General features: G+C 70.6%; 17 protein-coding genes and 3 pseudogenes. 9 read left to right on the top strand and 11 right to left on the bottom strand.

The features are described from left to right. Positions 1–453: 453 nt before the first annotated feature. A complete protein-coding gene (locus tag B7L92_RS02195; RefSeq protein ID WP_081235814.1) occupies positions 454–1,416 on the bottom strand; it encodes a DUF4232 domain-containing protein in 963 nt (320 codons plus the stop codon). Positions 1,417–1,876: 460 nt separating this feature from the next. On the opposite strand from B7L92_RS02195, the gene B7L92_RS02190 reads away from it, so the two are divergent. After that, the gene (locus tag B7L92_RS02190; RefSeq protein WP_081235813.1) at positions 1,877–2,791 is read left to right on the top strand and encodes an RNA repair domain-containing protein; all 915 of its coding nucleotides are present in this window, start codon (positions 1,877–1,879) and stop codon (positions 2,789–2,791) included. Positions 2,792–3,493: 702 nt separating this feature from the next. Beyond that, entirely contained in the window at positions 3,494–5,035 is a 1,542-nt protein-coding gene (locus tag B7L92_RS02185) for a M28 family metallopeptidase (protein WP_081235812.1), read from the top strand. A gap of 248 nt (positions 5,036–5,283) precedes the next feature. Here the strand turns inward: B7L92_RS02185 and B7L92_RS02180 are convergent, their stop codons facing one another. The 4 genes from B7L92_RS02180 to B7L92_RS02165 form a co-directional block, all read right to left on the bottom strand. Continuing rightward, a complete protein-coding gene (locus tag B7L92_RS02180) occupies positions 5,284–6,021 on the bottom strand; it encodes a VOC family protein (RefSeq protein WP_081235811.1) in 738 nt (245 codons plus the stop codon). A gap of 633 nt (positions 6,022–6,654) precedes the next feature. Further along, positions 6,655–7,218 carry a dihydrofolate reductase family protein gene (locus B7L92_RS02175; protein ID WP_081235810.1) on the bottom strand — a complete coding sequence of 188 codons (564 nt, stop codon included), beginning with the start codon at positions 7,216–7,218 and terminating at the stop codon, positions 6,655–6,657. Between the two features lie 286 nt (positions 7,219–7,504). Then, positions 7,505–7,630, bottom strand: coding sequence for a hypothetical protein (locus tag B7L92_RS41860; RefSeq protein ID WP_255310717.1), 126 nt, complete (start codon positions 7,628–7,630; stop codon positions 7,505–7,507). Positions 7,631–7,866: 236 nt separating this feature from the next. Then, entirely contained in the window at positions 7,867–8,073 is a 207-nt protein-coding gene (locus B7L92_RS02165; RefSeq protein WP_081235808.1) for a cold-shock protein, read from the bottom strand. Positions 8,074–8,546: 473 nt separating this feature from the next. On the opposite strand from B7L92_RS02165, the gene B7L92_RS02160 reads away from it, so the two are divergent. From B7L92_RS02160 to B7L92_RS02135, 6 genes and pseudogenes are all read left to right on the top strand, one after another. Beyond that, complete coding sequence (locus B7L92_RS02160; RefSeq protein WP_255310716.1) at positions 8,547–8,924, top strand: hypothetical protein; 378 nt, start codon at positions 8,547–8,549, stop codon at positions 8,922–8,924. After that, a complete protein-coding gene (locus B7L92_RS02155; RefSeq protein WP_081235806.1) occupies positions 8,921–9,346 on the top strand; it encodes a hypothetical protein in 426 nt (141 codons plus the stop codon). Before B7L92_RS02160 ends, B7L92_RS02155 begins: the two co-directional genes overlap by 4 nt. A 67-nt stretch (positions 9,347–9,413) precedes the next feature. Then, positions 9,414–9,797 carry a hypothetical protein gene (locus B7L92_RS02150; RefSeq protein WP_081235815.1) on the top strand — a complete coding sequence of 128 codons (384 nt, stop codon included), beginning with the start codon at positions 9,414–9,416 and terminating at the stop codon, positions 9,795–9,797. Between the two features lie 173 nt (positions 9,798–9,970). Beyond that, positions 9,971–10,174 (top strand): annotated as a pseudogene (locus B7L92_RS02145) (4-hydroxy-2-oxovalerate aldolase); the annotation flags it as partial. A 403-nt stretch (positions 10,175–10,577) separates the two neighbouring features. Next, on the top strand, positions 10,578–11,930 hold the full coding sequence (locus B7L92_RS02140) for an endonuclease domain-containing protein (protein ID WP_081235805.1): 1,353 nt from the start codon (positions 10,578–10,580) through the stop codon (positions 11,928–11,930). A gap of 153 nt (positions 11,931–12,083) precedes the next feature. Then, positions 12,084–12,684, top strand: a pseudogene (locus B7L92_RS02135) (IS6 family transposase); the annotation flags it as partial. A 56-nt stretch (positions 12,685–12,740) separates the two neighbouring features. On the opposite strand, the gene B7L92_RS02130 reads toward B7L92_RS02135, so the two are convergent. Continuing rightward, positions 12,741–13,298 carry a MarR family winged helix-turn-helix transcriptional regulator gene (locus tag B7L92_RS02130; RefSeq protein ID WP_081235804.1) on the bottom strand — a complete coding sequence of 186 codons (558 nt, stop codon included), beginning with the start codon at positions 13,296–13,298 and terminating at the stop codon, positions 12,741–12,743. A gap of 164 nt (positions 13,299–13,462) precedes the next feature. Continuing rightward, the gene (locus B7L92_RS02125; protein WP_081235803.1) at positions 13,463–14,833 is read right to left on the bottom strand and encodes an MFS transporter; all 1,371 of its coding nucleotides are present in this window, start codon (positions 14,831–14,833) and stop codon (positions 13,463–13,465) included. A gap of 152 nt (positions 14,834–14,985) precedes the next feature. Here B7L92_RS02125 and B7L92_RS41855 point away from each other — a divergent pair. Beyond that, a pseudogene (locus B7L92_RS41855) lies at positions 14,986–15,186 on the top strand (IS701 family transposase); the annotation flags it as partial. Positions 15,187–15,310: 124 nt separating this feature from the next. On the opposite strand, the gene B7L92_RS02115 reads toward B7L92_RS41855, so the two are convergent. The 4 genes from B7L92_RS02115 to hglS all read right to left on the bottom strand — a co-directional run bounded on the left by B7L92_RS02115 (position 15,311) and on the right by hglS (position 22,471). Further along, complete coding sequence (locus B7L92_RS02115; protein WP_081235801.1) at positions 15,311–16,357, bottom strand: restriction endonuclease; 1,047 nt, start codon at positions 16,355–16,357, stop codon at positions 15,311–15,313. Between the two features lie 587 nt (positions 16,358–16,944). Next, complete coding sequence (locus B7L92_RS02110; protein WP_081235800.1) at positions 16,945–18,090, bottom strand: Glu/Leu/Phe/Val family dehydrogenase; 1,146 nt, start codon at positions 18,088–18,090, stop codon at positions 16,945–16,947. Positions 18,091–18,118: 28 nt separating this feature from the next. Continuing rightward, positions 18,119–21,025 (bottom strand): FAD-binding and (Fe-S)-binding domain-containing protein, encoded by a 2,907-nt coding sequence (locus B7L92_RS02105; protein ID WP_081235799.1) that lies wholly within the window; start codon positions 21,023–21,025, stop codon positions 18,119–18,121. A gap of 54 nt (positions 21,026–21,079) precedes the next feature. Beyond that, on the bottom strand, positions 21,080–22,471 hold the full coding sequence (gene hglS / locus B7L92_RS02100) for a 2-oxoadipate dioxygenase/decarboxylase (protein ID WP_081235798.1): 1,392 nt from the start codon (positions 22,469–22,471) through the stop codon (positions 21,080–21,082). Between the last annotated feature and the right edge of the window lie 120 nt (positions 22,472–22,591).

Below are 22,591 nucleotides of genomic sequence, written 5' to 3'. Positions count from 1 at the left end.
GGAGGGGAGCGGCCTGGGGGAGGGGAGCGGGCGGCGCGCAAGCATGACGTGTTCCCGGCCCGGCCGCGGGGCCGGCGTAACCAGGTGTGGAAGACCGACCGCATACAGGCCCCGCTGCTGGTCGGCGGTGACCGCCGGGTTCGATCTCCTGGACGTGACGGTGGGGGACCTGCCCGCCCGCACCCCGCGCCTCAAGGGCACGGTCGAAGAGAAAGGTGGTGAACCGTGCGGTGGAGCCGATGCCGCCGGCGGCCCTACCCGGCTACGTTCACCAGCCGCGCCCCGGTAGACGCTCCTCCCGGCCGAAGGACGAGGGGCTGCTCGGCTTCGAGGACTCCACCGCCCGGCTGCTGGTCTGGACGCTGGGCTGGAGCACCGAGCACCGTCCCGCGCCGTTGCCGGGCAGGACCCCGCTTGAAGCGTCGAGGGCCACGCCGACCCAACGGACACGGCCTAGCGTTCCGCTTCTTCCCACGGTCTGACCCCGAGCTTTCCGGTGGTTCCGAGGTCGAGGTGCGGGGTCACCGTCACCGGGTCGGCGCCCTCCTTCGCCCGGACCCGCACGTGGGGCACGTTCACCGGCGTACCGAACTCGGTGGTGTTGCGCCAGACCAGGCCGGCGGTCGCCGACTCACCGGGCTCGAGCGTGACGGGCCGGGGCGGCTCGTCGGGTCCGGCGCCGGTGGTGATCTCGCCGCTGCCGTCGAGGATCTCGACGCCGTCGACGGGCTCGAGGCCGTCGTCCAGGAGTTCCAGCAGTGGGTAGCCCTCGACGGTGTAGGCGCGTGTGCCGCAGTTGTCGAGGCGCAGGCTCACGACGCGCAGTCCCATGGCCGCGTTGCCCTCGTCGGCGCTGACCCGGATCCCGGAGGCGGGGCACGTGCCCGGTTCGGCCGGTGCCTCGCTCGCGGGGACCTTGGTCACTTCGAGCACCTCGACCTGCGTCACCCGCGGCGCGGTGGGCGGCAGCTCTCCGGCCCGGACCGTGCCCCGCACGGTCTGTCCGGGGCCGACGTCGCGTACGGTCTCGGTCCGGTTGGTCACGGCCCCGCCGTCACCGCTCATGAAGGTGAAGACGACCGAGTAGGTCAGGGTCCCGGTGCCCTCGTTGGTGACCTCGTAGGCGGCGGAGACCCCCGAGTCCGAGCCGGTGGTGAGCCTTTCGGCGGAGACGGAGTGGCTGCGGGTGGGCGAGGGCGAGGCCGACGGGAGGGTCAGTGAGGTGATCCGCACGCCGTCCTTGCCCGGATCGTCGATCCGCGTGCCGTCCTGCGACGCGGCCGCGTCGGCGCCGGTGCCCCCGGCACTCGGGCGCTCCGTCCCGCAGGCCGTGAGCAGCAGAGCGGTCGCGGCGAGAGCCGACAGGAAGGGGGTGGTCGCGGCGAGTGCCGGACGGAGGGGAGCGGTTCTGCGCATCCGGTCATCTCATCAAGGTGTGGACCCTGCGCGTGCGACGGAGGCCACAGTTCCGGCCACAGGGGTGTAACAAGCGGGGGCGGGGAGACGCGGCTCCAGGAGCGGCCGCTGGCGGTTGGTCGATTCCTGGAAACGACCGGGGGCGCTCCTCGCCTCCCTTGATCGAGCCCGCAAGCGGGTGGGGGAGTTCGGCGAGCGCCGAGTTCGGTGGTCGCCGCGTCAAGCTTCGGCACCGGGCATGCCGCTGGTGACGACGATGGTGGCCACGTCTCCGGTCTTGGTGCGGCCCAGCCGGACGACGCCGCGCGACTCCGCCGTGAACGTGACCGGACCGGCTCGGTGCGACTCCAGGTCAGTCCCTCGCGCCTGATGCCGGACGGCGCGGGTAGAACAACCGTCGAGGACGGGACGGACGGCACCCTGGAGGAAGGGAAGGTGTGAAGGCGGGAGAGGAGGCGTGATGCGCACCAGCGACGAGATCTATCACCGGGTTCGCTGGGACCCGCGGTTCGATCCGGCCCGGTTCGTGCTGGGGATCCGCCAGCGCGGGGACGGCCTCGAACGCATCCCGCTGCCCTCCTTCGTGCCCGGGGGCGACATCCCGTGGCACCGGGTGGTGTTCATCGAGGCGGACGGTGAGCTGGTCTGGGACCGGGCCACGGGTGTGGACCGCATCGACACGTCGGGTGCCGGCCGGGTGCGGCACCCGCAGGTGGACCTGGTCTTCGACACGGGCCCCGGCGGGGGAGAGCCCGCCGACGTCCTCGACGTGCCCCCGACGGCCCGCACGGCGGTGGCCTGGATCCCGCCTGCGGAGCTGTGGCCGCCGCTCCAGGACATCCGCCGGGATCACGATCCGCAGATCCACCGGTGGCCGCCGCACGTCAACGTGCTCTTCGGCTTCGTGCCGGAGTCCCACTTCGAGCGGGCTGCCCCGCTGCTTGCCGCGGCGACGGCCGACGCACCGGTCTTCACCGCCCGACTGGACGGGGTGCGTACCTTCCGGCACAGGGCGTGTTTCACCGTGTGGCTCGACCCGACGGCAGCAGGTGAGGCGCCGTGGACGGACCTGCACCGCCTCCTGCTGCAACGGTTCCCGCGTTGTCGTGGGCCCGCCAAGAACTTCACCCCCCATCTGTCCCTGGGCCGGACCCGGGACCCGGGGCGAGTCACCCCCGAATGCGCCACCCGGCTCGACGCCATGACGGCGACCGTCTGGGAACTCGTCCTGCTCTCACGCAGCGGCGACGGACCGATGCGGCCACGGGCCACGATCGCCCTGCGAACGGGTGAGGTCCGCCGACTGCCCGCGCCCGGCCCCGAGGCGCCGGGCCCGGAGGACACGGCATGGCTCTCCCAGATCACCGACAGATGAGGCCGTAGCCAGGCGGCGCAGGGCGCCGCCGGGGATTCGGGTCGCGAGGGCGGAGTGTTTCGACGCCTGCCGGAGATGCGTCAGCGCCGGCCCCTCCCAGCGGCCAACGGTGCCTCACCCGGCCGGTCACCGGCGCCTCTTGCCTCCCTTACGAGCCCTCTGCCCGGGCGAGAACGGCCGGGCAAGGACTGAGGAGCCAGCCGCAATCCGAACTTCTGCCATGACTTTTCGCCGGTCAGGCATGGTTCGCGGGGTTCTGTGACGGGGGTGTGGCGTCTGATCGTCGAGGTCGCCACCCACCACCTCGCCGTCGGCGGCGCCGGCTCCGTCGCCGCGATGGTGGTCCTCGCCGCCCGTGCATGTTCAGCCACATGATCATTCCGGTCGTCCGGCACCGCCCGGCACGGCAATCGGATGACACGTCACCCCGGGATGAACGTTGCCTGACGCGGCACGGGTCAGCACCGGTGACTTCCGGTCAACTTCGTCGGGCCGGTGGCCGATCGGTACGCACGGGTGGCGTCGGCGCCGAAGATTCCCGTCAACCCATTACCAAGCGTTTATGGAGCAGATACCTTTCTCCTTGCCGGTGGCAGGGGCAGAGCGATCCAGCCATCCTGCCTGCCCGGAGTACCGCTGCACGTCGTTCGGCCTGTTTTCGGTTTTACGCCCATTCCTCATGGACCGCCGGAAGGAAGCGCTTTGAACGCTCGGAACCGCCGCACCACGGTAGCCGCCGTATCCGTCGCAGGGCTCATAACGCCGCTGCTGCTGATCGGATCGGGCACCGCCTCCGCCCACAGCGACCCTGCCAAGGAGGCTGCCAAGCTCGCAAAGAAGCTCGTCAAGAAGAGCGACGCCAAGGATGCCTACGAGCATCTGAAGCAGTTCCAGCGGATCGCCGACAGGAACGGGAACAACCGGGTGGCCGGGTCGGAGGGGCACCGGAAGTCGGCCGAGTACGTCGAAGGCCTGCTGCGGAAGGCCGGGTACTCGGTGACCCGGAACGAGTTCGACTTCCCCTTCACCGAGACGCTGGCGCAGAGCCTGCGGGTGGTGTCGCCGCAGCAGCAGGACGTCCCGGTGATCGCCATGACGTACTCCGCCAACAGCCCGGTCGGCGGCACCACCGCCCCGATCGCGGTGGTGCCGGTCGACGACACCACCGGCTGCGAGCCGGGGGACTACGCCTCCGAGACGTTCACCGGCAAGATCGCGCTGATCAAGCGCGGCGGCTGCTCCTTCGCGGAGAAGCAGGAGATCGCCGCCGGTGCGGGCGCGGTCGGCGCGATCATCTACAACAACACCGAGGGCGCGCTCAACGGCACCCTGGGAGACCCGTCCGTCGCCAAGATCCCGGCCGGCGGCGTCACGCAGGCGGACGGCGAGGCGCTCGCGGCCAAGGCCGCCGCCGGCGCAGTGACCGTCAACCTGGAGATCCGCACCTTCTCGGAGACCCGGCGCACCTACAACGTGATCGCCGAGACCAAGGGCGGCGCCGCCGACAACGTGGTGATGTTCGGCGCCCACCTGGACTCGGTGGCGGACGGCCCGGGCATCAACGACAACGGCTCCGGCTCCGCCGGCATCCTCGAGGTGGCCCTGAACCTCGCGCACGAAAAGACCAAGAACAAGGTGCGCTTCGCCTGGTGGTCGGCTGAGGAGTTCGGCCTGCTGGGCTCGGAGGCGTACGTCGACAGCCTCTCGGCGGCGGACCTCGCGAAGATCAAGCTGTACCTGAACTTCGACATGATCGCCTCGCCGAACTACGCCCAGTTCGTCTATGACGGCGACGACTCCGACCAGGTCGGTGCCGGCCCCGGCCCGGAGGGCTCGGCGCAGCTGGAGCGGCAGATCACCGACTACCTGGACAGGCGGGGCACCCCCTACGAGGGCACCGACTTCACCGGCCGGTCGGACTACGGTCCGTTCATCGAGGTGGGCATCCCCTCGGGCGGCACCTTCACCGGTGCCGAGGGCGTCAAGACGGCCGAGCAGGCAAAGGTGTACGGCGGCAAGGCCGGTGTCGCGTACGACGCCTGCTACCACGCCGCTTGCGACAACCTGAAGAACATCAACATGAAGGCGTTCGACGTCAACATCGACGTCATCGCCAACGCGGCGGGCCAGTACGCCTGGGACACCAGCCTTCTGAGCAAGCCGGTGGCGCCGCGGAACACCAAGGGGTCGGCGGGCAGCGGCGGTGGCCTGCACGAGGGCCACGACCACGAGGTCACCGAGTAACTCCCGGCACACACAAGGGGAGGGCCGGGCAGCCCGGCCCTCCCCTTCGCCACTGCGGCGGGAGGCGCTGTCGTCAGGGTCCCTCACGGTGGGAGACCCTGGCGGGTGCCTCGACGAACCACCGGAGGAGTCCGAGGATCCGGGTCACCAGAGCACAAGGCGCTCCGTGAAGTCGGCGGCCGGGGGAGGTCGGGGCCCGGCGCCGCACACTGCCGCACCGCCATGAGGGGAACGGACGGAGGTCCGCGTCAACCCCGGCCGAGGACGCAGAACTCGTTGCCCGCCGGGTCGGCCAGGACGACCCAGGAGACGTCACCCTGACCCACGTCGGTCCGTATCGCGCCGAGGCCTTCGAGCCGGGCGACCTCCCTCGCCTGGTCCTCGACGGGGTCGGACATCACGTCGAGATGGACGCGGTTCCGTACGACCTCGTCGTCGGGCGTGCGACGGAACTCCAGGTACGGCCCGACGCCCTTGACGGAGCGCAGCAGAGCGCGGTCGTCGGTCAGTTCGTGGACGGTCCAGTCGATCGCCTCGCCCCAGAACCGGACCATGGCCCGTGGGTCGGCGCAGGCGACGACCACGGCGGCTATCGGCCCGGTGTCCCGGTGGAGCTCCCGGGGCTCCAGGACGCTGAACACGTTGCCCTCCGGGTCGGCCATCACCGTCCACGGCACGTCGCCCTGGCCCACGTCGGCGGGCTTCGCCCCGAGCTCCCTCAGACGTGCGACCAACTCCGCCTGATGGGCGTCGGAAGTGGTGGCGAGCTCGATGTGCACGCGGTACTTCACCGTCTCCGGGTCCGGGACGCGGACGAGATCGATGCAGACGGCGGACGGGTCCGGCCAGTCGAAGCCCACGGGTTCCAGGTTGGTGACGCCGGGCCCTTCGCTGGAAACACCCCAGCCGAGCGCTGCTGCCCAGAACTGGCCGAGTGCCGAGTCGTCCCGGGCCTTGAAGTTCACCTGAACAAGTTGCAGCGTCATGCCGCACACCCTAGGTGATCCCCCATCGGGCAGTCGTGCGAATTCAGGCTCCTGGGAAACGGTCACGCCGCGCTGCAGCATCAGCTCCTCCGCCTCGCGGAAGCCGAGCGGGAAGCGGAAGTACAGCCACGCGCAGGGGAGATCACTTCGGCCGGGTACCGATGCCCACTCGACCGACGCCGGGACGGTCATCAACACGTTCTACCCGCGGCTGCCCAGCGGGTGGAACGCCCCGTACCACCACGTCTCACCCCCGTGCGGGCCACGCAAGACGGCCAGGCATACGTGATCCGGACGCGGTCAACGGCAAAGCAATCGACGACCCCGTCGCCGCAGACCGGTGGCGTCCGCCAGGAGGACGCCGCCGGCAAGAAGAGCCAGCACCGGTGACGGGGCGCGCCGACAGCGTCGGCTGCCACGACGACGGCGTCCGGGTGTCACTCCGGGACGAGGACGGGTACGTTCACCGACCCCCTGTACATCCTCGACGACTCCGGGGCCGACCAGGGGTGGGGCTCGATCGAGGAGCACCCCCGGTTCCTGATCAGGACCACCGGCGACGGAGCAGTGGACATCGTCTGAGCGAACCTCACTGGCCGGCCCGTTCTTCCCAGGACTCGGCGGACGAGCCGACTAACGCGCCACGCGGTAGCGGAGGTAGACGAATCTCGAGCTGAAGGTGCGGGTCTCGACGAGTTCGAGATCCACTCGGCGCTCGCGCTGGGGAAAGAACGGAATGCCGCCGCCCACCAGCACCGGGTAGACCACGGCCCGGTACTCGTCGATCAGACCCGACGCGGCCGCCTCGGCGGCGAGGGTCGCACCGCCGATCGCGATGTCACCCTCCCCGGGCTCGGCCCGCAACCGCTCGATCTCCTCCGTCAGGCCGCCGGAGGCCAGGCGGGCACGGCCCTGCACCGCCGACAGCGTGGTGGAGAACACCACCTTGGGGAGCGGATTCCAGAGCGCGGCCCACTCGAGCATGGAGTCGTCGAGCGAGGGATCCTGGTCGGCGGTCTCCCAGTACAGCATCGTCTCGTACAGCCGTCGTCCCAACAGGTGGACGCCGACCTCTCGAATCTCGTCGATCCAGAAGCGAAAGACCTCCTCGTCGGGCGCCGTCCAGTCGAATTTTCCGTCCGGCCCGACGATGTAGCCGTCAAGCGAGATGTTCATCGAATAGGTCACGCTGCGCATCAGAGGTCCTCCTCGACAACGGGCTCGACAGTACGACCGCCGGACGCCGCAGGACTCATCGCGGCTCGCGGGATCTCCTGGGCCGAGTCACCCCGTGAGATCCTTTCGTTGGGGAAACCTCGGTTTCCGGTTCTCCTTGCGCACGGTCTTCAGCTTCGCGCGCAAGGACGCGCCCTCGGCCTCCAGCTCTTCTGAGGACCGGCACACGCCCGTCCCCGGCCGGCCTTACTCGGTGATCTGCGCACCGGAAGCGGGCCGCAGTTCATGGACCGTGCCACTGGACGCCCTACGGCCGGCTCCGGACGACGATGCCGCTGGGGGAGACAAGTGTCCAGCCGTCCAGAGGGGTGAAGGAGGCGGGCATACGGGTCAGCTCCGGCTCCAGGCAGGGCGGCCGCGGCTGAGGCGACACGGCCGGACTGTGGGGGCTGCCACCGGATGGCACCGTGGCACACCCTCAGGACGGCCCTGCCAGATGTGTCGGCGGGGCCGGCCCGGAGGAGGGCAGCTTGCCCCACCCGGTTGGTGTCCCGTGTCTCCTGCCCGGCGGTGTGCGTGTCCGGGGGCCGGAATCGGTCGTTGCGCAGTCGCGCCGCACATGAAGAGCCGGATTGCCTTCGGCAGCCCGGCTTGCATCACCGTGAGCGGTCAGCCCCGGACGATGTTCTGTGCCTGCGGGCCCTTCTGGCCCTGGACGACGTCAAAGGTGACGTGCTCGCCCTCGGTCAGCTCACGGTAACCGCCCCCGCCTTGGATTTCGGAGTAGTGGGCGAAGACGTCCGGGCCTCCGTTGTCCTGGGCGATGAAGCCGTAACCTTTTTCGGCGTTGAACCACTTCACGGTGCCGCTGGCCATACTGCCATTCCTTCGTTCATGCCCGGGAACAGCCCTTGATCACGGGCATGCTCCGGCTCTCGTAAGAGAGCCACCAGCCGTTCTACCCCGCATCGGCCGGTACACCTGGCCGTGACACACCCGTACGAGCGGCTCAAGTGCCGATTCCGCCGTCCGGGAGGCGGGGCATCGTGCCGGGTGTGTTGGTGGCGGCAGAGCCGGATGAGGAATCACGGGGGCGCTGGAGCAAGGTCGTCGTGGCCACGGCTGTCCGGGCAACCCGTGTCGACCGACAAAACCCTACGGTCCGATCCAGTAGAGCGACGGTTTCCTCGACTCGGCCCGCGCCTGCCATCGCCTCCGTGGTCGTGCGCGGCGCGAACGCCTGCCGTTCAGCCCCGCGCGTCTGTTCCCCGTGACATCCGCGCCGACCGTGTAGCGAGGGACACGCATACCGGCAGACAGGTCTACGACTGCCGGTAGGGTCCTTCGGCATGAGCACAACACCGCCTGATGTGAGCCGGGTCAGCCTCCGTGCCGCCCTCGGAATCGGGGCGGCCTTCACCGCCGCCGGGTTCGGCGCCGGGTTCACGCTCGCCGCCGACCAGAGCGGCAGTGCGGACCCGGACGACATCGTCGTCGAGCACTCGGTCGGCCCCCGCCACGACACCGGGAACCAGTTCACGACCGGGGACCCGTTGCCCGGCGTGTGCACCGGCTATTCCGCGTCCATGGGGAATGAGACTGCCCTGCGGGAGGAGGCGCTCTCGACCGCCTGCCGGTTCCTCCGTGACAGCCGGGCCAAGGACGCCGAAGCCGCTGTCCAGGCGCTACGGGACGCTGCCCGTGTTCTGGAACGGGGCCGCCGGTGAGCGCCCCCCGCTGGGTCACCCCGCGCCGCCTCGGCGCCGCCGCCGCGGTCTACGGCGTGTTCGTTGCGGGCTGGTACCTGGGTCAGCCCGTCAGCCCCGAATGCCGCGTCGACCAGGCCGCCCTCGACCGGATCACCGAGGAATACGAAACCGAACCACCCCTCATACTCACGCCGACGCCGACGCCGACGCCGACGCCGACGCCGACGCCGACGCCGACGCCGACGCCGACGCCGTACCCGTCACGGTACGACTCGATGTCCCCCCTTCCGCTCGACCCGACGCCGGACCCGGCCTACACCCCGCGTGGGGGCGCCGACGCCAGGCTGTCCCGGACGCTCACCGCTTACGCCGTCGCCTGCACCAACGACACGAGCGAACGCCCCCGCCTTCGAGCGTGGTTCGAGGGCCACTGGCGGTAAAGAGGTGATGTGGCTCGGTGTGTCCGCCGACGCGGGTGCCGGCCTCGTGTCGTGCGACACTCCCCGGGTGCCCGCCTGGATAACCCTGCGCCGCCTCGGCGCCGCCACCACCCTGTACGCCGTGTTCCTGGCCGGGTGGTGGCTGGGCCAGCCCGTGCGCTCCGACGGTTGCCTCGAGGACGGGCTCACCGCCGGGGTGAACGGCCGTCCCACACCGATAGAACCGGCCGATCCCGGCCGGTACCTCGAGAACCTCGATCTCGACTTCGGTCTCCTCGACTGGGCCGACGACATGGACGGCCGCCGCGACGGCGAGTACGGCCCCAGCGACTACGGGTCCGACTTGCGGGGCGGATCCGAAACGCACGCCATGTCCGGCGCTGTCTACGCTCCTTGCTCCTACAAGAAGCGCGCCCGCCTGCTCGCGTGGATCAACGGCGACTGGGGCTGACCGTGCGACACCCCGCGGGCTCGTCCGGCTTTCATCCCCCGTTGCCGCAGGTCAGCCCGGCAGACGGCAGCGAAGGATCCGCACAGACCATGACGAATCCTCGGGATTCCTGACGAGCCATCACGCCCTCTCCACAGACGCACAGGCCAGGAGCGACGAGGTGTCTGATCAGACAGGGCCGCGAGGTCCGCGTCGACCGGGAGACCCTCACCCTCGGCTACGCCGGCGTCTGCTCCAGTTTCCTGCGCCACGCCGAGACCGCCGCCGCCCGCCACGGCCTGGACACCCGCGCGATCCTGGTGGAGGTCGGGCGCCGGGGGATGGTCGGCGGCCAGGAGGACATGATCACCGACATCGCCCCCGACCTCGCGGCAGCTCGCACCGCCGTCCGACGTGTTCGGCTCTTCCCCGGGCCCTGGCCCACGTGCCCTGGAGGGAAGTGCGCACATGGGTCCGGCAGGGCGGCACCTTCATCGTCGGCCGATGATGTGGTGGTGTCGTCCGCGTGGGGTACGCCTCGCGGTCGGCGGTCCTGCTGCTCTCCGCCTGAGGGTGGGAGGAGCCTGGGATCGGAGCGGTCGTGATGCGTGAGGCGTACGACGGGTACCGGGCAGCGGGCCTGCTGTAGGTGCCGGTTACGGCCCGGCAGTGGACGGTGGCCTCGAACGTGGTCCCGGTCGCCCACGCCGGAGTGGGCCTGCGGGCGCGCGCGGTCGTCGAGGCCGTAGATGCGGAGGCGCTGCGGGCGGCGCTGCGGAGACAGGCCGTTAGCCTGTCGGTATGTCAGAGCCTGTCATCCCGGGCCGTACGGGCGGCCTGATCACTCTGGGCGCCGCGGACGCTCTGTGGGCCGACTTGACGGCCGACAGCGCTGTGCCGACGGCTTCTGCGGCGTTCACCCGCTCTCCTGCCCATGCTCAGGCGGGCTACGTCCTGCTCGGCGGCTGTGTGGTGGCGACGGTGAAGGCAGGCGGCGGCCGGTGGAGCGTTCCGGAGGCTGAGGTGCGCCGGGCGGCAGCGGAACTGAACGCGGTGGAGATGGACCGCCAGGACCTGGTGCGCATCGGTCCGTTCCGTGACGGGTCGAAGCAGGAGCACAACGAGGCAACGCCGCTGCGATGGCGCCGGCGCATCGCCCGGGAACTGCAGGAACCGGACGAGCCCGAGCGGGCAGCACGATGTGAGGGCGGTCGGCCGTACCATCTGGCGGGGATCGACTGGCGGCGGATTCTCGTGGAGAAGACCCGCGACCGCACGGTGCGGACATGGTGGCTGCCGCGCGCTGTGGTCAGGCTGCTGGATGTGGCCGAGCACGCCGAAACGCGGTGGCTGCGAGCCGCGCGGACCCGCCAGGCAGGCGCAACCGTCGCAGAGTCGCCCTCCCGCCACCGGCGGGCCCGAACCGCCGATGGCCGGCAGACGACGAGTCCCGACCGCCCGACCGCCCCACCGCGCCCGTACAACGAGGAACTGAAAGGGCACCTGTACTCGGTGCTCAGCAGGAAACCCGGTACTTCCCGCAAGGTGGCCGGGTGGATGTGCGCCGTCTGCCGCACCGCACCCGCCGCCGTTCTCGACCACTGCCACGAACACGGCTACGTCCGCGCCCCCGTCTGTCACTCCTGCAACACACAAGAACGCCCCGACCACCTCTACAGCAACGACATCCGCGTGGCCCATCGCTACACACGTCTCTTCCACACCCACACCGCCGACTGGCTCCGCCACTGGCACCGCTGCCCCGGCTGCCGCACCCGCGCCACCCTGCCGCTGCCCCACCTCGCCGCATGGACCGCCCACATAGCCTGCCGATCACTGCGCCCGACCCACCGCGACCCCAGTAGCTCCCGCGGGCGCAAACCCTGCGGTGCGCTGCGCGTGTCCTGGACCGGCAGCCACCATGCGCCCGGTTCCTGCCTGCTCACTGTCGCCGTCGACATGTGCCCCTCCGGCGAGCACCGTGTCCTGGCGCACGTCCCCTACCGCGAAGCCGTCGAGCGGTTTCGTACCTGGCTGGCGGAGACCGCCCCCGCCGTGGCGGCCGAGGCCGGACCCGACCGCCTGGACGGCCTTCCCACCCGGTTCCGGCCAGTCATCGCGGACACCAGCGGTGAGGGCCTGGCGCTCTTCTGAGCGAACGGCGAAAGATCCGACACCAACGTCGCCCGGGTGAGGACGAGATGACGAGGGCCACGATGACAAAGCCGAGGGTCAGGGCTGTCAGGCGCCGACGCAGAGCGTCGTAACGGCGGGGCTGTGTCCGACTCGGAGGCGGTGTGTGCACCGGTGGTGGCGTGGCAGAGCATCTGCCGCTGGTGTGCGAAGTACGGGCAGGGCCTACGCCAATGCATGCCAACGCACGCCAACGCGCTGCGCCGCCGACGTCCCCGCCCCGGCGGCAGGTGGCGCCTCGACGAGGTCCTCGTCACGATCGACGGCGAGCGGAAGTACCTCCGGCGCGCGGTCGGCCAGGACGGCAATGTGCTGGACATCCTCGTCCAGAACCGGCGCACCAAGGCCGCGGCCGGGCGCTTCTTCCGCCGGCTCCTCAAAGGAACAGGGGCCGTGCCGAGGGTGATCGTCACGGACAGGCTCCGTTCCTCCAGGGCGGCCCACCGCGAGGTGATGCCCTCGGTCGAGCACCGCTCACACCAGGGCCTGAACAACCGGGCTGAGAACAGCCACCAGCCCACGCGGCAGCGCGAACGCGCCATGAAAAGCTTCCCGCTCCGTCGGCGGAGCCCAGCAGTTCCTGTTCGCGTTCAGCGGCAGCTCACCCCACTTCCGGCCCCGCCCACACCGGATGACTGCCCCCGACCACCGCGCCGGGACGACCATCCGCTTCGCGGTCCGGGACCAGGTCATCGGCGTTGCCGCCGTGCCCACCACAGTGGGACCCGGGCTCCCACCCGCCCCTCCACGCCCTGACGCGCCCTCAATCGCTCACCATCCCACCAACGTGACAACGCCGGCCGTGGAGTCCGCCGTCGATCCCAAGCTGCGCTCCAGCTTCTGCAGCAGTGCGGCCAGTTGCACCCGCTCCTTCGGCTTCAGCCCCGCCAGCATGGACCGTTCGTTCTCCAGGTACTCCGCGAACAGGGTGTCGATCAGTTCGAGCCCCGCCGGGGTGAGCCGGCAGTGCACCACCCGGCGGTCCTTCACGTCCCGTTCCCGGACGATCAGCCCGTCGCCCTCCAGCCGGTCCAGTCGCAGCGTCACGCCGGCGGACGAGATCAGGCTTGTCGCCGCCAGCTCACCCGCCGTCAGACGGTACGGCTCCCCGGACCGCCGCAGCGCAGCCAGGACATCGAACCCGGCCAGCGACAGCCCCACCGCGGCCACCGATTTACTCGTCCGCGACTGGTACAGCAGGAAGGACCGGTGCAGGCGTCCCAGCACTTCGATGGGGGACGGGTCGAGATCCGGCCGCTGCCGGTGCCACTCCTCGATGATGCGCGACACCGCGTCGGCGTCCGTGCTGCTCTGAACCCTGCCGGCCACAGCGGTCTCCTCCTGGCAATTCCTTACGGGTGAGAAACTACTTCCTCAATGGTTTCGGGCGGGTGCCCGGATGTGAGAAGGGCCGGACGACCCCGGAAATCGGGGACCTCCGGCCCTCCTGCCGTCGGGGGGAACGGCGGACTGCGGGGTGTGCGCGGCAGCCGTCAGGCGTTGAGCTCCTCGAGCGTCCTGCCCTTGGTCTCCACAGCGAAGCAGGCGACGATCGCGCCCACCGCGGCGACGACCGCCAACTGGATGAAGATGACGTTGAGGCTCGCTCCGGAGGCGATGATCGCGCCGACCGTGATCGGGCCGAGGATCACACCGAGGCGGTTCCACACACCACCGAACGCGGCGCCCTTGGCGCGGTTGCGCGTCGGGTACAGCTCCGGCGAGTAGAGGTAGAGCGAGGCGTTGATGACGAAGACGAAGAAGGTGGTGCAGGAGGCGAAGAGCGCGACCTGACCGCCGGAGGTGGCGCCGGCCACAGCGAGCGCGGCCAGCGCGGCCGTGGTGCCGATCAGCGAGGTGAGCAGCAGCGGTTTGCGACCGATGCGGTCGACCACCAGCGCGGCGATCAGCGTGCCCAGCAGGCCGGTGGCGTTGCTGAGCAGGGAGTAGATCAGCGCGGTGGTGAGGTCCAGCTCGAACTGCTTGGTGTAGAGCGACGGCAGCCAGGTGATGATGCCGTGGTTCACGTAGTAGGCCACGAACCACATGGTCGACAGGATGACGGTGCGGCGCAGGTAGCGGCCCTGGAAGATCTCGCGCAGACGGCCGCGGGACTCCTCGGCCGGGATGTCCGGGGAAGGCTTGGGCAGCGGCTCCTTGGCCGAGGCCTGGACCTCGGCCTCGATCTTGGTGATGACCTCCTCGGCTTCCTCCAGGCGTCCGTGGGAGGCCAGCCAGCGCGGCGACTCGGGCACCTTGCGGACCAAAAGCAGCGCCAGCAGCACCGGCAGGCCGCCGATCAGGAACATCGCCTGCCAGCCGAGGTGGGGGACGACCCAGACGGCGGTCAGGGAGGCCACCGAGAGACCGGCGGGGAAGATCAACTCGTAGAGCAGCACCAGCTTGCCGCGGTTGTCGGAGCGGGCGATCTCATTGATGTAGGTGGCGGCGATGGGCACCACACCGCCGATGCCGATGCCCTGGACGAAGCGGAAGCCGGCGAACATCTCGATGTTGGCGGAGCAGGCCACCGCGATGCTGGCGAGGCCGGTGATCAGCACGCCGAGGGCGACGGTGCGCACCCGGCCGATCTCGTCGCCGAGCCAGCCGGCGCCGAACGCGCCGAACAGCATGCCGACCGAGGCGGCGGTGACGGCGAAGGTCGCCTGGCCGGTGGAGAGGTTCCACTGCTCGGTCAGGACGGGCAGTGCGGAGGCGGCGAGCAGTAGGTCGAACCCCTCGAAGAAGGTGACGGCGCCGATCAGGAAGCGGACTTTGACGTGCCACCGCGAGTGCGGCAGCCGTTCGAGTCTCGCGGCAATGGAGCCTAAGCCCAGGCTTTTTTCCGTGGCCACGGTCGTCATGGGAATCCTTCCGCGCGCTGTGCGGGAGCCAGCAGGGTTGCCGCGACCCTAGGTGGCGTACCCAAGGGATCGATAATTTAGCACTTAAACATATGGCAGGAAGAGCCGCACTTTCGCCTCGGCGCCCCGAGGCTTGCGCAGATCCGTTTCAGGGCAGGCCGGAGTCACGCGAGCGGGCACGGCGGTATCTGCGCGGGTTGCTCGCACCGCTGGAGCGCAGGAACGGCTGGACGCTGATCGAGCAGACCGGCGAGGTGCGCCCGGACGGCACGCAGCGGCTGCTGAACCAGACCGGCTGGGACGCGGACGCGGTGCGGGACGAGGTCCGCGGCTCGGTGCCGGAACATCTCGGCGCCTCCGTCGGCGTCTCAGTCAACGGCACACCTGGGCCGACAACCGACTGATCCGAACGGAACTGCCTCCACCAGCTCCCCTGTACGCCTGGACCGAGGGCGTCGTCCGCGCAGGACGGGTGAGTCACTGCTGGGCACGGGCGTCGGCTGCGGCCAGCAGTTCATGGGCGACCGCGTTGACGGGCTCGGCCGCGCCCTGGTAGTCGAAGCGGAACAGGACCATCCCACTGGTCTGGGCCCAGTTACGGGCGTGGGGGGTGTAGCCGGCCAGGGAAAAGAAGACACCGGTCTTGTCCTCGTGGACGGCAACACCGTGCAGCTGCTGCACTACGGGTCGGCCCGTGGGCTTGCCTTCCATCTTGACCTGGGCCACAGCGCGGGTACTGACCACGTCGATACCGCCGTCCGCGCCGACGGGGGTGGCCACTGCGTCATCGAAGCCGAGGTAGCGCATCCACTCCACGGCGATCAGTTCGGCGTCGCGGGCCTCGCGGATGAGCCGCTCCGGCGGCCGACCGGAGGGCACGGCGACCGCACGGCGGGAAGAGGCGGCAAGCGTGCGGGCCGCCACCGCGGTCTCCAGCCCGGTGTGGTAGTTGAAGAAGAACAAGCGCTCGCCGGAGCGAATGAAGCCATCTTCGCCGGAGTGGACCTCCACGTCGTCATCGCGGTAGGCCACGCCCCGGTCCTTCACCACCAGCGCCTTGTCCGTGATGACGGCCAGCAGCGGAACGCCGCGGGGAGTGCTCGCCTCCTGGACGATCAGCCCGAGAATCCGCTCGTCGGCGGCGACATGGGTGCGGGCCAGCTTGGTGAAGCGCACCGTGAGCGGCTGCGGGTCCCGGTGGCGCAGTCGTTTCATACAGGCGGCGATCGCGTCCTCGACCGTCGATCCCAGCGGCGGCAGCTCCTCCAACAGCTGCTTCGCCTCCTGCTCGATGTCCCGGACCGGTGGCTTCACCGGTGCTGCTGCAGGTGCGGCGTCCCGCTGTACCGCCTCGATCGCGCGCTGGTCCGCGGCCGCAACCCGGGCCGCAGGAGTGCTGGCCATGAAGGCGATCACGGCCAGCGCGATGAGCAGGAACACCCAGAACACCGTCCACGAGGTGAAGATCGCTCCCACCACCACGCCGGCCACCACCGCCAAGCAGCCAAAAGCCGGGACGTTCATCGGGAGGCGCCCAGCCGGCAAGCACTGCCCACCGCCCACCCGCTCATGCCGGGCCAGTCCCTGCCGCGTCGCCAGGACCTGCTGCTTGCACAACGGACATGCCAATCTGGCCATCCGTCCCACCCCCCCCGTGCACCGTGCTGGTCGATCACTTCTCCCCGGCCGGAGATTAACAGCGCTCTCACCGGTTCCATAGAGCTCGTGACACGATCTTGTTCTTGTTGAAGTGCCCTGGTCGGGCGTGACCGGTACTGCCGCCAACGTCAACGACGTCGCCCAGACCCTTGCCCTGGTCGACGGCGTCCCGCCCGCTGCCGGCCGCCCCGGCCGGTCACGCCGACCAGCCCAGGCCGGAGCGCCCGGACCGACCACGGGCCACGGGCCGTGCGCTCCATCCGCGCCCTCGCCCTGCGCCTGGCAAGGGAAGATCCCGGCGGGGGAGACGCGGCCACACTTCACCCTTGAACCCCGCGACGGTCACCCTCAGGACAATTCTCGAGCTTTCGAGGAGGTCGTCCGGCAGATGCCGGAGTGCCGGGACACGTGTGAGGCGCGGGGTCGCCGTTCGGGACGCGGGGCCCGCCTGTTCAGCGGGGGATACGTCCCTTGCTCCGCATCGCGGTGCGGACGCGTTCCTCGGCGAGGCCGCGGCCGGCGAGGTGCGGGGTCGTGCCGCGGTGCTTCGCCTCCTCCATGACGACGACGGCGTTGGCGCGCAGTCGGTCGGAGATCGTCTGGAAGATGGTCGGGGTGTGGGGGCGGAACCCGGAGTACCGGGCGTCCATCGCGAACGCGGCGGCGACGACGCCGCCCGCGTTGGCGACGAAGTCGGGCAGGACGGCGATGCCGCGCTGCGCGAGGATTTCCTGGGCTCGCGGAGACGTGGGCAGGTTCGCACCTTCCACGACGAGTTCGGCCTTGATCCGGTGGGCGGTCTCGTCGCTGATGACGTCCTGCAGGGCGGCGGGCACCAGGACGTCGCAGTCGACGGTGAGCTCCTGACCGGCAGGAAGGACGGTCCCCTCAGGGTGCCGGTTCACGAAGTCGTCGCCGTGCTCCTCGCGGGCGGCCAGCAGGGCCCGCACGTCCAGGCCGCTGGGCTCATGGAGCGCGCCCTTGGCGGTGGACACGGCGACGACGGTGGCACCGAGCTCGGCGAACCGCGCGGCTGCCGCATGACCCACGGCGCCGAAGCCCTGAAGGGCGACCCTGGAACCACCGAGGGACAGGCCCAGGTACTGGGCGGCGGCGTCGGTCGCCTCGGCGACGCCGTAGCCGGTGACACCGAGCTTGTCGTAGGCGACACCGCCGAGGTGTTCCGGGGTGCCGACCGCGGCGCCCCGGTCACCGAGCTCATCCTGGATGATGGCCGCGTCGTTCTCGGTCAGACCCATGTCCAGCCCCATCACGTATTCGCGGGGCACCTCGTTGGACAGGGCACGTGCGAAGGCCCGCAGGACGGCCTCCTTGTCGGGGGAGGTCGGGTCGGCGACGATGCCGGCCTTCGCGCCGCCGTAGAAGAGGTCGACGCTGGCCCATTTCCACGTCATGACACGCGCCAGGCGGGCCACCTCGCCGACGGTCACGTGAGGGCTCATGCGGGTGCCGCCCTTGCCCACACCACGGGCGGTGTTGTCGATGACCAGCACGCCCTTCATACCGGTGCGCCGGTGGGAAACGACAACGATCTTCTCGGGTCCCCAGTCGTCGACGAGGGAGAGTGCGTCAGTCACGGATGTGGTTCCTTGTCTCGAGTGAGAGTCAGACGCCGGGACGGCGGGAGGGGAGTGCGCGGGCGACCAGCTCGGCCAGGTGGGTGCCGTGGCGGTCGGTCTGCTGGGCGATCTGGGTACGGCAACTGAAACCGTCGGCGAGGATGACGGTGTCGTGCGCCGCTGCCCGTACGGCGGGGAGCAGGACCTGCTCGCCGGCGGCGACGGAGACCTCGTAGTGACCGCGCTCGAAACCGAAGTTGCCGGCCAGCCCGCAGCAACCGGAATCCAGGCTGTTGTTGTCGACGCCCATGGCGCGCAACAAGGTGCTGTCGGCGCTGAAGCCCGAGGTGGCGTGCTGGTGGCAGTGGGTCTGGCTGATCGATCGGGCTTCGATGCGCGGGGGCTGCCAGTCGGGTGCGTGGTGGACGAGGAGTTCGGCGAGGGTGACGGTGGACCGGGCCAGGGTTCGGGCGTCGGTGTCGCCGTCGAGGAGTTCGGGCAGGTCGGACTTGAGGGCCGCGGTGCAGCTGGGCTCGAGGCCGACGACGGGCGTCCCGGCGCGTGCAGCCGGCGCCAGTGCGGTGACGGTGCGCCGGGCGATGCGGCGGGCGACGCCGAGCTGCCCGGTGGTGATCCACGTCAGCCCGCAGCACTGGGTGCCGTCGGGGACCTGAACGCGGAAGCCGGCGTCCTCCAGCACGGCCACCGAGGCCTTGAGGACCTCGGGGCTGAAATAGTTGTTGAAGGAGTCGACCCACAGGACGACCGGGCCGCGGTGTCCGTCGCCGCCGGGGGCGCGGGTGCGGAACCAGGACAGGAAGGTCTGCCCGGCGAACCGCGGCACCTCCCGCTCCGCGGCGATGCCGCCGAGGCGTTTGATCAGCGGGGCGAGGCGGGATGCGGTCAGCGCGTTGACCAGGCGCGGCATGCGGGCGGCCGGCCGGGAGAGCAGCGGCAGCCAGCCCATCGTGTAGTGGGAGGCGGGCCGGACGCGTCCCTTGTAGTGATGGTGCAGGAACTCCGACTTGTAGGTGGCCACGTCCACGCCGACCGGGCAGTCGACGCTGCACCCCTTGCAGGACAGGCACAGGTCGAGGGCGTCGCGGACTTCGGTGGACCGCCAGCCGTCGGTGATCACTTCGCCCTGGGTCATCTCGTACAGCAGCCGGGCGCGGCCGCGCGTGGAGTCCTTCTCGTCCAGGGTGACCCGGTAGCTGGGGCACATGACGTCGCCGCGGTGGGCGGCGCTACGGCACTTGCCCACGCCGACGCAGCGGCGGGTGGCTTTGGCGAAGTCGCCGTCGTCGGCGTGGAAGGGGAAGACGGTGACCAGGGGGAGCGGCGTGCGGCGCGGGCTGACACGGAGGTTTCCGTCCAGGGGCAGAGGGTGCACGATCATGCCGGGATTCAGGCCGTTGTCCGGGTCCCAGATGTTCTTGAACTCCTCGAACAGGGCGATGACCTCGGGCCCGTACATCACGGGCAGCAGCTCGGAGCGGGCCTGGCCGTCACCGTGCTCGCCGGAGAGGGAGCCGCCGTGGGCGGCGATCAGTTCGGCGGCCTCGGTGAGGAAGGCCCGGAAGACGGCGGTGCCCCGCTCGGTGGTGAAGTCGAAGTTGATGCGAACGTGCAGGCAGCCCTCGCCGAAGTGCCCGTAGACGGCCCCGCGCAGGTGGTGCCGTTCCAGCAGCCCGGTGAACTCGCGCAGGTAGGAGCCGAGTCGCTCGGGCGGGACCGCCGCGTCCTCCCATCCGGGCCAGGCCTCGGAACCGTCGGGCAGGCGAGTGGCCAGGCCCGCCCCGTCCTCGCGGATCCGCCACAGCCTGCGGGCCCGCACGGCGTCGGTGACGATCTCACTGCCGACGAACCCGGCGGCCTGTTCGGCGGTGGCGGTGAGAGCCCGGGCGTTTCGGGACAGTTCCTCCGCGGTGCCGCCGAGCTCGGCGAACAGCCAGGCCCGCGCGGCGGGCAGGGTGTCGATCGCCGCGCGGGTCTCGGGCCGGGTGACGATGTCGGTCAGCGCTTGGTCCAGCCCTTCCAGCGCCAGCAACCGGTGCTCCAGCAGCGCGGGCACCGCCTCCGCCGCTGCGCAGGCGTCCCGGAAGCCGAGAACGACCAGGGCCCGCGCAGGAGGCGGCGAGACGAGACGGACGGTCGCCGAGAGGATGACCGCCAGCGTGCCCTCGCTGCCGACGAGGGCCTTGGCGAGGTTGAAGCGGTGCTCGGGCAGCAGGTGCTCCAGCCCGTAGCCCGACACCTGCCGCGGGAACCGCCCCAACTCGGTCCGCAGCGTCGCCAGATTGCCCTGCGCGAGACGGTGCAGGGAGGCGATGAGCCGGCCCCGGTCGCCACCTGCGGCGATGGCTTCGTCGATCTCGGCCTGGGTCATCTCACCGAGGCGTACCACCGTGCCGCGGTAGGTGACCACTTCGAGTTCCACGACGTTGTCCGCGGTGCGGCCCCAGGCCACCGAATGGGTGCCGCACGCGTTGTTGCCGATCATGCCGCCGACGGTGCAGCGGCTGTGGGTGGACGGATCGGGACCGAACAGCAGACCGTGCTCGGCGGCGGCCGTCTGCAGGTCGTCCAGGACGACACCCGGCTGCACCGTCGCGGTGCGGGCCTGCGGGTCCAGGGCGAGCAGCCGGTTGAAGCCGCGGGAGAAGTCGAGCACCACGCCGGAGCCGACGGCCTGTCCGGAGGTGCTGGTGCCCGCTCCCCGGGAGGTGACGGGCACGCCCAGCCGACGGCACACGGCGAGCGCGTTGAGGACGTGCTGCCGCTCGCGGGGGAAGACCACCGCCAGCGGGATCTGCCGGTAGTTGGAGGCGTCGGCCGAGTACTGTGCCCGGCGGCCGGCGTCACCGGCGACCTCGCCGCAGTCCCCTTGACTGAGTGCCTCGGTCACCGCTGCCGCATCGAGGCGGCCGAGGCCCTGCGCTGTCGTGGTCACCGTGCTCGCTCCTTCGTGCTCACTTCAGTCCTCCCTGCGCCTTGACCGGGCGCGTCAGCCGGGCATGCCGTCGAGTTCCAGCGCGCGGGCGACCTGCGCGAGGGAGCGGTTCTGCTGCTGCTCGTACAGGGCGAAGGGATCCAGGACCTCGCGGCCGATGGCACCGGAGAGCCACTCGGCGTCGTAGGCGGTGCCCTCGTGGTCGTTGTTCCTCGAGCCCTCGCCGCTGAGGTTGGACTGGAAGATGCCGGCCGCGGAGCGGGGCAGGAAGTCCTCGTAGACGATGGGCTCGGCACGCACCCAGCCCCGCTCCACCAGGCCGACGATGTCGGCGGGCGGGCGGTTCCCGTCCCGCGGCCGGTCGGGCACCACCCGGTAGGTGAAGCAGGCCAGGCCCCGGGCGATGAGCTCCTGCTCGGTGGCCGGCAGGTGCTGCTCCCAGACGGCGCGGGCGAGTTCGCTCCGGTCCGCCTCGGGACGGGCGGCCGCCTGCTGGTCGACCAGGGTGAGCAGGTGGTCGTAGAGGGCACGGCCCTCGCGGGTGAGGGCGATGCCGCGGGCTTCGACCTCACCGAAGCGCACCCGCAGGGCGCCGCTGATGACGGTGCCGTCCGGGGAACGCATCGCGCGGGACTCGGCCAGGGCACGGAAGGACGTCTGGCGCAGCAGGACGTCGGGTCCCTTCCAGGCCGGCGGGCCCTGAATCGTGTCGATCATCTCGATGCCGCGCTCGGTCATGCGCCGGTAGAGCTCGTCGATGTCCAGCACGCGGGGGGTGAGGTGGTTGATGTGCGTGCTGCGTACGCCGCCGATGTCCGCGGCGACGGCGGAGATCCGCTCCAAGGTCTCGTACCAGGCCTTGTCGACGGGCTCGGTGGACAGCTCGAAGGCCTGCACGGCGAGTCGGAGGAAACGCTCGGCGTCCTCCTCGGGCAGTTCCCGCTCCGCTTCGGCCCGGTCCGCGAGGGCGAGCAGCTCGGGGGGGAACAGTTCGCGGTCGGCGAGGAAAGCCTCCAGACGGGAGCGCAGGTCGGCGTCGAAGAAGCGCGGGTCGGCGGGGGTGAGCAGGGAGGTGAAGACGCGGAAGGGGTTGCGCGCCAGCTCCGCGCCGTCGACGGGCCGGAAGGCGGTCGAGACGACCGGGACCGCGCTGGCGGCGGCTTCGCGCAGGTCGTAGAAGCCGACCGGGTGCATGCCCAGGGCACCGAAGACGCGGGCCACCTGCTGCAGCTCCCGCGGAGTGCCGACCCGGATGGCACCGTGGCGCTCCGCGGTCACCCGGCTGATGGAACCCAGCCGTTCGGCATCGGCGCCCCGCGTGCGCAGAACGTCCTCGTTGACCTCGCGTGAGACGTCCACGAGCGTGGTGTAGGCGGGGACCTCCCGCCCGTACATGTCCGAGAGCCGCGCAGCGAATGCGGCGCGCAGCTGCCACTGGCTGATCATCGACGGTTTCACCTTTCCATCGGAGAGTTCACACGTGGATTCCGGGGCGGCCCGCTGCCTCGGCCCGCGCCCCGGCCGGGCCTGTCGGCCGGGGCACGGGTGTCCCCATCGCGGGGGACA

The sequence above is a fragment of the Streptomyces viridosporus genome (assembly GCF_002078235.1).
Taxonomy (GTDB): domain Bacteria; phylum Actinomycetota; class Actinomycetes; order Streptomycetales; family Streptomycetaceae; genus Streptomyces; species Streptomyces viridosporus.
Note: the sequence above shows the minus strand (reverse complement) of the source record. Positions and strands in the feature narration are given on the sequence as shown.

Coding starts and splice junctions, on each gene's coding strand:
- B7L92_RS02195 (WP_081235814.1), bottom strand. CDS start 1,416: ATGCGCAGAACCGCTCCCCTCCGTCCGGCACTCGCCGCGACCACCCCC.
- B7L92_RS02190 (WP_081235813.1), top strand. CDS start 1,877: ATGCGCACCAGCGACGAGATCTATCACCGGGTTCGCTGGGACCCGCGG.
- B7L92_RS02180 (WP_081235811.1), bottom strand. CDS start 6,021: ATGACGCTGCAACTTGTTCAGGTGAACTTCAAGGCCCGGGACGACTCG.
- B7L92_RS02175 (WP_081235810.1), bottom strand. CDS start 7,218: ATGCGCAGCGTGACCTATTCGATGAACATCTCGCTTGACGGCTACATC.
- B7L92_RS02165 (WP_081235808.1), bottom strand. CDS start 8,073: ATGGCCAGCGGCACCGTGAAGTGGTTCAACGCCGAAAAAGGTTACGGC.
- B7L92_RS02160 (WP_255310716.1), top strand. CDS start 8,547: ATGAGCACAACACCGCCTGATGTGAGCCGGGTCAGCCTCCGTGCCGCC.
- B7L92_RS02140 (WP_081235805.1), top strand. CDS start 10,578: ATGTCAGAGCCTGTCATCCCGGGCCGTACGGGCGGCCTGATCACTCTG.
- B7L92_RS02125 (WP_081235803.1), bottom strand. CDS start 14,833: ATGACGACCGTGGCCACGGAAAAAAGCCTGGGCTTAGGCTCCATTGCC.
- B7L92_RS02115 (WP_081235801.1), bottom strand. CDS start 16,357: ATGAACGTCCCGGCTTTTGGCTGCTTGGCGGTGGTGGCCGGCGTGGTG.
- hglS (WP_081235798.1), bottom strand. CDS start 22,471: ATGATCAGCCAGTGGCAGCTGCGCGCCGCATTCGCTGCGCGGCTCTCG.